The 8,585-nt window shown below is 56.8% G+C and carries 4 protein-coding genes, 1 tRNA gene and 1 pseudogene; 4 read left to right on the top strand and 2 right to left on the bottom strand.

Features of this window, described 5'->3' with window-relative positions:
- The first annotated feature begins 306 nt into the window (after positions 1 to 306).
- Positions 307 to 1,242: a sialate O-acetylesterase gene (locus tag GGQ59_RS05640; RefSeq protein ID WP_183816606.1), complete on the top strand. Its 936-nt coding sequence runs from the start codon at positions 307 to 309 to the stop codon at positions 1,240 to 1,242.
- 42 nt (positions 1,243 to 1,284) lie between these two features.
- Here GGQ59_RS05640 and GGQ59_RS15550 read toward each other — a convergent pair whose 3' ends face one another.
- The gene (locus GGQ59_RS15550; RefSeq protein ID WP_425511351.1) at positions 1,285 to 1,521 is read right to left on the bottom strand and encodes an IS66 family transposase; all 237 of its coding nucleotides are present in this window, start codon (positions 1,519 to 1,521) and stop codon (positions 1,285 to 1,287) included.
- Positions 1,522 to 1,914: 393 nt separating this feature from the next.
- On the opposite strand from GGQ59_RS15550, the gene GGQ59_RS15160 reads away from it, so the two are divergent.
- Positions 1,915 to 3,867, top strand: coding sequence for an acyltransferase family protein (locus GGQ59_RS15160; RefSeq protein ID WP_183816604.1), 1,953 nt, complete (start codon positions 1,915 to 1,917; stop codon positions 3,865 to 3,867).
- Positions 3,868 to 6,567: 2,700 nt separating this feature from the next.
- On the opposite strand, the gene GGQ59_RS05625 is transcribed toward GGQ59_RS15160, so the two are convergent.
- A tRNA-Ser gene (locus GGQ59_RS05625) sits at positions 6,568 to 6,657 on the bottom strand.
- A gap of 296 nt (positions 6,658 to 6,953) precedes the next feature.
- On the opposite strand from GGQ59_RS05625, the gene GGQ59_RS05620 reads away from it, so the two are divergent.
- Together GGQ59_RS05620 and GGQ59_RS15390 are read left to right on the top strand one after the other, a co-directional pair.
- The gene (locus GGQ59_RS05620) at positions 6,954 to 7,271 is read left to right on the top strand and encodes a UrcA family protein (RefSeq protein ID WP_183816602.1); all 318 of its coding nucleotides are present in this window, start codon (positions 6,954 to 6,956) and stop codon (positions 7,269 to 7,271) included.
- Positions 7,272 to 7,341: 70 nt separating this feature from the next.
- Positions 7,342 to 8,546, top strand: a pseudogene (locus GGQ59_RS15390) (zinc-dependent alcohol dehydrogenase).
- The last annotated feature ends 39 nt before the right edge of the window (positions 8,547 to 8,585 follow it).

Here is an 8,585-nt window from a genome sequence, read left to right as displayed (position 1 = left end):
GAACACAGGACGCTGGCGGCTTGGCCGGCCGTGTTCAGGCAACGATCTTCGCAGTCCGACATCTACCTCGGCAATTGGAAGGACCGCATCCCCGGTGTCACGTTCATGCGGCAAGTAAAGGCAGCAATTAGGTAATCTAAGTAGGACTTGCAGCGCTCTCGACTTGGAGTTGCGAAAGTGCCGTACCTGATATCTTCTTGCTACTAGTAGGCGAGAGATACCTTGGCGCTAATGCGCTGGCGCTGATGAACCAGTTTGAAGTAACGCTGGCAGGCAGCGGCACGGCATACGTATGGGGGATAAGACATGCGAACAAAAAGAACAAACAAGGTATTGTTTGTTGGCGGTCTCTCGGCCGGTATCCTTTCCGCCGCAGCATTCTTGTTCGGCTTAGCGGTTGGTGCTTACAGGCTTCCTCCATACGGCCTTATAGCGAGTGCGAGAAACGAGCTCACCGGACAACATGAAGAAGCCTTCTACAATGACCCACTGTTTCGGAAGCACGTTTCTTGTCCGGAAGACGCTGTAGTCGTTTTCGGCATGGGGCAGAGTAATGCCTCGAATACGAATAGCAGTGTATCCTCTCCCGTCTACAACCACCCAGTCTACAACTTTTTTGAAGGAAATTGTTATATTCTGCAGGATCCAGTCCTAGGGGCAGATTCATACGGCGGATCAATTTGGCCACACCTAGCTTCTGAGTTGAGTGCATTTACTGATAAGCCCGTGGTTGTCGCGGTGAGGGCGAAAAGCGGAAGTGCAATTGGTAGATGGCTTCCGCCTTCGCGCTATACCGACTCAGTGAAGAGGGAATTAGAACGATTGGCCGAGGCAAATCTTGAGCCAGAACTGTTCATTTGGTTCCAAGGTGAAACTGATGCTGCTGAAGGTATCGATACGGTTGCGTACGAGAAGTCGTTAGCGCTGCTAGTTGACACTATCGCACCGAAATCGACATGGCTTGTTGTAGACACCTCTGTCTGTGGAAAGGTTCGAGAGAAGTACGTTCCTCTTGGCTTAGCGAGAGAACGTCTCATGGACGCACGTTCAAATATTATTGTCGGGCCAGATACAGACGTGCTAGGAGATAGGTTCAGGCACGACAGCTGCCACTTTAATTGGTTGGGCAAGAAGGCCGTAGTCGAAGGAATAATGGAAACCTTATCCGGCACTGAACTCCTCACTGATCCGGAGGTAGGACACATCCGTTCGTCCGAGTTCGAGAGCAAGGGGGCGTTATGACAACAGACTCGACCGAAGCAGGGTCTGGGTGCGATCGACTTCTCAACTTAGAGCTTGTCTCGAAAGGCCGGCGCGCAGCATATCCCTGCACAAGCCTTCGGGTGACGATGCAAGCGTTGGCAATGCGGAGTGGCCTACCCAGTCCGCCGTCGTTGAGCGATTTATGTTGACATCCCCTTGATCGTAGGTCTGCGCCTGGCGGTAGAGTGGTGGACCGTCGCCGTACTCGACGGCCGATACGTACGTGATGAGCCGCGCCGCAAGCGTGCTTCGCCCGATCGGCAGGGACGGCTATTTGCCAACCGTGATGCGAACCATCGGACCGAATTCAGACCGTCCGGCCCCTTACCCACTACTTTGCACTTCCATCGCTAACGACCGGTCCCGGCCCGCCCGGGGCTAAACTGTCGCTCCATCCGTTGGTAACACGCCAACGCTAGGTACTGCCCATGTCCACCGGTTCAGCACTACGCTCAGCGCCGCCATTGCCTCCTCCATCTGAACAGTGCCACGGGGGGAACCAGCGGCATCGTGCGGGTGCAGAGGACGAACATGACAGAGAGGGTCGGCCGTTCCAAAACTGCGACCCGCATAGCTGGCAGGAGAATTGCTGACGCAATCACACGGCACACCTTCTGCGGCGGCGTTAAGCAAATCGAAGGATGAGAAGAGATGAAGTACCGTCCTGAAATAGATGGGCTCAGAGCCCTCGCAATTGTCCCCGTGATAGGATTTCATGCCAAATTTATTGGTTTTAGCGGCGGATATATTGGAGTAGATATCTTCTTCGTAATAAGCGGCTATCTTATAACGACCATCATTGCGCAGGAGGTGTGTGCGGGAAGGTTTAGCATTATAAATTTCTACGAAAGGAGAGCCCGCCGAATACTTCCAGCACTTTTCGCAATGTTAGCTCCAGTATACTTGTTTTCCTGGTCCTGGCTCCCCCCCTCTGCTTTTATCGATTTCAATGAGAGTCTCGTTGCGTCTTCAATATTCTCATCAAACCTCTACTTCTGGCATTCTGCGGACTACTTTGACACGGCCGCAGAACTCAAGCCTTTGCTACATACATGGAGCCTAGCGGTCGAGGAGCAATACTACATATTTTTTCCGGTCTTGATCTGCACAGTATGGAAATTTGGTCGATATATAGTTATAAGTATAATTGCTCTTATGTTCGTTCTCAGTCTAGGACTGGCTGAGTGGGGGGTGGACCAAGTTCCTAGTACAGCATTCTACTGGCTTCCGTTTCGGGGCTGGGAAATGCTTATAGGTTCGCTTTGTGCACTCTATCGAATGTACCACCCCCCCTCTGACCGCCTCAGCTACATAAACCATGGCACAAGCGTACTCTCTATAGTAATGATTATTACGTCGGTCGTTAGCTTTAATGAACAGACCCCTTGGCCAGGTCTGTACGCTCTCGTCCCAACGGTAGGTACAGCTTTAATTATTTTGTTTGCCCACGAGAGGTCGTTAGGAGGCCGTCTACTAGCATCGCGCATATTCGTCGCGACCGGCCTTATATCCTATAGCGCCTACTTATGGCACCAGCCGCTTCTAGCCTTCGTCAGGCATCGAACGATTGGCGAGCCTAGTCATATGCTACTCGGCCTAATGGTTGTTCTTACGTTTTTCCTCGCTTACTGCAGCTGGCGCTGGATCGAGGCGCCTTTTCGAAATCGAAGCCTAATCAATCGGAACCAGATCGCCGTAGGGTCGATCTGTGGTATCGTAATTGCAGCTGGTGTGGGCTTCTTGGGCGGTGGGCAATCCGAGATGCTGCAGGTTGGTTGGGCGAACCCCTTGAATTCGCCGCCGCAGGTTGCGCTCTATGACTCCGACAACGAGGCGCTTCGCCTTCAGTCATGGGAGCCACTTCGTAAGAAAACAGGAGATGCTAACTATAGTGCTTCCAACAATAGTGCTGATTATAACGCTTGGTTCGACCCCCTCGATTTTCGAGCTAATCTTCTGTTAGTAGGGAATTCCTTCTCGAAGGATCTCTACAATACATTGAGTGCAAGCAGAAGCGTCCGGGAACAATACGAACTAGCGCGTTTTGGCGTCCAAATCCGAGACCTTTCTTACGGGCACGCTTTCTTCGATAGTCCGAACTATCGTCAGGCAAATGTCGTCATACTCGTAACACGTTGGACCGACGCTGATGTTGAAAATCTGGCCTCCCTACTGGCGCGTGTAAGACACGATGGCAAGACTGCGGGCGTTGTGAAAGCGATAACGGAGTTTCCCGAGTACCGTTATGGAGCATGGAACCTTGCTGACAAAATAGTGTTCGAGAATAGAAGCCTCACCAATAGTGAGACGGCGAACCTGATAAACAAATCCTATACTGATTTTGTTCAAAACGGTCCAGTGAATCAGTTGCAGATCGCGCATAACCTTATGATTGAAGAAGTCAGTAGCAATTTTCCGAATGTAACTGTATTGGATCGAATGGATTATATTTGTGCGAAGCAAGAATGTATTGGGTCCAGCCCAAGCGTAGAGAAGACTTTCTATGACTATGGTCATCACACTCTGAGCGGTGCCGATATTTTCGGTAGGCAAATTGATGATCTTGCTTGGCTGGATCAGGTGAAAACGAAGGCGGTTCGGTAGGTAGTGCTAATCCGGCAACGGTTGGTAACCTGATCTGCTGGGCGGTGGTCCATTGGGCTGGCATCAATATGTCGATCAACGGGAGCACAAAAGTCCCCGTTGGCCGGGACCGACGTGGCAATTTATTAAAATCCCAACTGTTCGTTGACAATTAGCTTGCGATATCAGAACATTGCGGTGATCGCAGTAGGAACCTGTGAATAAGAAGGGCGCTATGAGTCGCCTTGATCAGCCGAGAAGATCTAATGCAGTGACGCGCCAGCGTCGTGGAATCAACAGTATGTGATTGCCGTGATTGCAACAGACTCAACATTACGAAACCGAAAACTAGGCTAGCTCGCTTGAGCGTATTGATTCCTCGCTGACCCGTTCGTGCTTCGTGTAGGGTTCGGTTCGGTTCGATAATTTCATTGCGCTGTCGTTTGGATGGCAGCGGCGCTGACGATGAACCTTCGGCGCCACGTGGTTGCGACGCTTCGGGCGGAATGTCGATCGGGGGGGCGTCGGTTCTGCGCCGGAGAGGCGACTGCGGGGCACCGGCTCCGGCAGTTAAAGGCGACGGGGAACCTTGAGCCGAAGCGGCACGGCGGCCGGTTTGGCTCGGTCTTGGATGGGGGCGAGGATCTGCTGCTAGCGATGGCCTGCGAGGTGAAGAGGGACGCGGAGGTCGCCGAGGTGGCAGAGCGACTCAAGGCTGAGCGAGGCTTGCGCGTCCACGTCACGACGATCTGGTAATGGCTTGAGCGGCGAGAGATCACTCACTGAAGCGTCCGCGGACGTTGCAGAGCACGAGCGCGATGACCTCCGCCTGAGGCGGCTCTGGTTCTATAGCCGGGCTGACATCGATCCCCAACGCCTCGGCCTCATCGACGAAACGAGGGCAAGCACGAAGATGGCGCGGCGGTGCCCCGGGGGGACGAGCGTCGCGTCGCCGCAGTCCTGCATGGGCTCTGGAAGACGACTACCTTCACCGTTGGCCTGCGCCCATCCTCCCTCGTTGCACCGATGGCGCTAGACGGACCTATGGATGGTCCCGCCTTCCTTGCCCATGTTAGGTACGTGCTCGTGCCCGACCTACCCTCCGGCGATGTTGTCGTGCCCGGAAAACCTGCCAACTCACAAGTTGACCGGCATTCGAAGGCGATGGCGGAGGCCGGGGCAGAACTGCCCTACCCCCTGGCGTGCTCAAAGTTTAGGACTTTCCTCAGGACTGCCGTACCTCGAACGGTCGATGCTCTCTAGTCAGCGATCGCCGCTGCGATCGAATGCTTCTAGCCAAGCGAGTGCCGCAGCTACGTCACCACCGCTGGTCGCGAACCGCAATAAGATCAAATACCTCTAGTGGTTCAGTAATCGAAATGCTTGCGGTATCCAACAACTAGCAGGCGTACTGTTCTTGGAAATTCAATCAAACCTTTCAGAGAACGACTTTAATGCTGCTCGCGCTCCAATCACGCATGGAACGCCACGGTCTTCGGATGCGCGACGTTGCTGTGCTCATTTGTAACGGGACTCAAGGGCTTGAGCGAGAGCTAGAAGCACTGCGGCGGGGGGAACGGGACAACGCTTTTCTACCAAAGCTGGTAGAACTCGAGCTCCTCACGACGATTTAGGCAGTACCTACACCCATCCGTCCGTGGGGCTTCATTCTAACAAGCAAAGAGCTTTCCCTCCCCGATCTTCGCCGCCGCGCTTTCTGGAAGCCAGAAGGAAAGGCGGAGCGAGTTTCCTGACGCACTATGGCCAATGCAGTACGCCCCGTTCGTGAAAGCTAAGATCAAGCGTTTCCCCTTCCTATATTGGGTTCGGCTACGCAGCCAGCTTCGGCATCAGTTAAGCCGAAAATGACGTAGTCCGGTTTCGCCTCGCAGGCATGCCTTCTAGCCGCTCGAGGGAACCAGTTCGACCCGGCAGGCTGAGCGGTGCGAGCGCAAACCTCGGTAGCTTTCTCACCCGATGAGCTCCCTGACTCTCTTAAAAACCTCACGGACTCGCGGAGGACGACATAACTTCATCCAGCAGCGCCTACTATGAAGACCCGTTGTGCTGCGCCGCGCCAAGCGCCGACCACGAGTGGGACCGTGACGGTTACGTAGCCGTCGTAGGTGGCAGCAAGTTCCGGAAAGGTTTCCTCTATTAGAACGGAGGACCGGTTAACGATGGCGCCAGGCTAACTTAGCTGGCGGAGCATATGTGGACCGATCCCGAGACGGAGGACCAGCTCCAACGGCTCTTCGATGTCGAGCCGGTCCAAGAGTGTTCTCGCTGCCCCCCCCTCATGGCAAAGTTGATAGCGGCTGGGCTCGTAATGCGAAGCCATGACAAAAGCTGGTTTGCGGTTCTGCGGCTGATCAAGGATGCTTTCTAGGCTACGCAGCGTCAGCTATTTCCCCCGCGATACGGAGGTTATTCCGAGGCTTCCTCTGATCGAGGACAGCATCGGTTACGCCTACGTCGTCGATCTGACGTAGCGCAGCTTCACGACTTAAGATGGGTTAGTCGTGGAACCCTGAAAACGAAGGAAGCTTCGCGGCGGATACCGGTCTGCGAACCTCGCATCGCTTTATATAGCCATGCCTCTCAAAGTGCATGTCATCGGAGGAGCGGTAACTAGGTACACAACAATGTGGGCGAGATTCGGGGCGGGCGGATCCACCGCCCGCGAAAATCGCTAAGCTCCAACAAGATACAGCAGAAGAGTGGCGGATGGAGAGGGATTCGAACCCTCGAGACGGTTACCCGCCTACACGCGTTCCAGGCGTGCGCCTTCGACCACTCGGCCACCCATCCGGCGAAGGGCAGTTAGGCCGGGACGGGGCGGGTTGGCAAGGTTGCTTGTGTGACGACCGCCCGGATGCAGTGAGTGCGCCTTTCGCGACCGCGAGAACGCGCTTTGTGCGCCTCCCCAACTCGATTACCGCGCCGTATCAAAGACTTATCGTCCCCTTCAAATACTTGCGCACCTATTGCGCTCAGCGACACTTATGTGATAGCTTCATGACAGTTGGATGACAGTCCCGCCCTGCGGGCGTGGCTTCAGGTTCGACGCGAACGAGCGATCGGGCCGCATTTTAGGAGAGGATGCTATGGTAACCCTTCGTACTGCCCTTCTCGCAGCTGGTACTGCAGGCCTTCTTGGCTTCGGCGCCGCTTTTGCGCAGGGCCCGGCCCCTGTTTCGTACGAGTTCGGCTTCTCGCTTGAGCGCGGCGACCTCGTGAACGCCGACGCTCGCGCCGCGACGCGCGACCGTCTCGCCGACGAGGCTGAGACCTACTGCGAACGGCTGACCGCAGAGCACGGCATGCCCGATCAGGTTCACGCCTGTACCGACGCTGTCATGGCGTCCGTCGAGGCCGAACTCAGCACGCAGGCTCGCGCCGCGCTCTACGCTTCTGCCGAGTAAGCTCTCTTTCTCGCGGAACGGGCGGCGGCGCTTGGGCGTTCGCCGCCCATAGTTGTTCCGCGAGCAAGTCATGAAAGCCGTCGTCTATCACGGTCTCGGCACATCCGCCTTGATAACGTTCCCGACCCGAAGATCCAGGACGACCGCGACGTCGTCGTCCGGCTGACCGCCAGCGCGATCTGCGGCACGGACCTTCACTTCGTCCGCGGCACGTTCCCGGGCATGAAGGAAGGCACGATTCTCGGCCACGAAGGGGTGGGCGTCGTCGAGGAGGTAGGCAAAGGCGTTCGCAACTGGCGTAGAGGCGACCGGGTCGTCATCCCCTCCACCATTTCCTGCGGCGGCTGTTCCTACTGCCGGTCGGGCTACACCGCGCAGTGCGACGAGGCGAACCCGGGTGGCAAGCGCGCGGGCACTGCCTTCTACGGCGGGCCTCAGGCGGCGGGCGGCTTCGACGGCCTTCAAGCTGAGTACGCGCGGATCCCCTACGCAAACTCCTCGCTCGTGAAGCTGCCCGACGGGGTCGACGACGAGCGCGCGATCCTGATGTCCGACATCTACCCGACGGGCTACTTCGGCGCTCACATCGCCGAGATCGAGGAAGGGGACACGGTCGCCGTCTTCGGCTGCGGCCCGGTCGGCCTCTTCGCCGTCGTCTCGGCGTTCCAGCTCGGCGCGGGGCGGGTCATCGCGGTGGACGGGCACGAGGACAGGCTCGCCAAGGCCCAGGCGCAAGGTGCGGAGCCCGTCGACTTCAACGAGGAAGACCCGATCGAGGCGATCTTGTCGCTGACCAACGGCGTCGGCGTGGACCGAGCGATCGACGCGGTCGGCGTAGACGCGGAGGCACCAAAGTCGGGCCCTGCCGCGAAGGACGCGAAGCCGACGCCCGGGCTCGTGGAAAAGATCACGCAGGACGGCACGAACCAGCGAGGGCAGCTCTGGAAGCCCGGCGACTCGCCGATGCAGGCGGTGTCCTGGGCGATCGAGGCCTTAGCCAAGGCCGGCACGCTGTCGGTCATCGGCGTCTACCCGCCGACCGACACCTTCTTCCCGCTCGGCCACCCGATGAACAAGAACCTGACGGTCAACATGGGCAACGCCAACCACCGCCGGTACATCCCGCACCTGATCGACCTCGTGGAGTCCGGCACCTTCGACCCCCTGAAGCTGATCACGCAGGACGAGGGACTGACCGACGCCATCTCGGCTTACGAGCAGTTCGACCAGCGCAAGTCCGGTTGGGTGAAGGTGGTTCTGGAGCCTTCGGCCTGATCGTGAGGCCGTCGGTACTGGCCATTCGGACATCGCCCC

It is taken from the genome of Parvularcula dongshanensis (genome assembly GCF_014199615.1).
Lineage (GTDB): Bacteria > Pseudomonadota > Alphaproteobacteria > Caulobacterales > Parvularculaceae > Parvularcula > Parvularcula dongshanensis.
The sequence above is the reverse complement of the archived record's forward strand: the minus strand, read 5'-3'. Positions and strand labels throughout refer to the sequence as shown.

What these genes read in the sequence shown, in the direction of transcription:
- GGQ59_RS05640 (WP_183816606.1), top strand. Translation starts at nt 307, where the DNA reads ATGCGAACAAAAAGAACAAACAAGGTATTGTTTGTTGGCGGTCTCTCG.
- GGQ59_RS15160 (WP_183816604.1), top strand. Translation starts at nt 1,915, where the DNA reads ATGAAGTACCGTCCTGAAATAGATGGGCTCAGAGCCCTCGCAATTGTC.
- GGQ59_RS05620 (WP_183816602.1), top strand. Translation starts at nt 6,954, where the DNA reads ATGGTAACCCTTCGTACTGCCCTTCTCGCAGCTGGTACTGCAGGCCTT.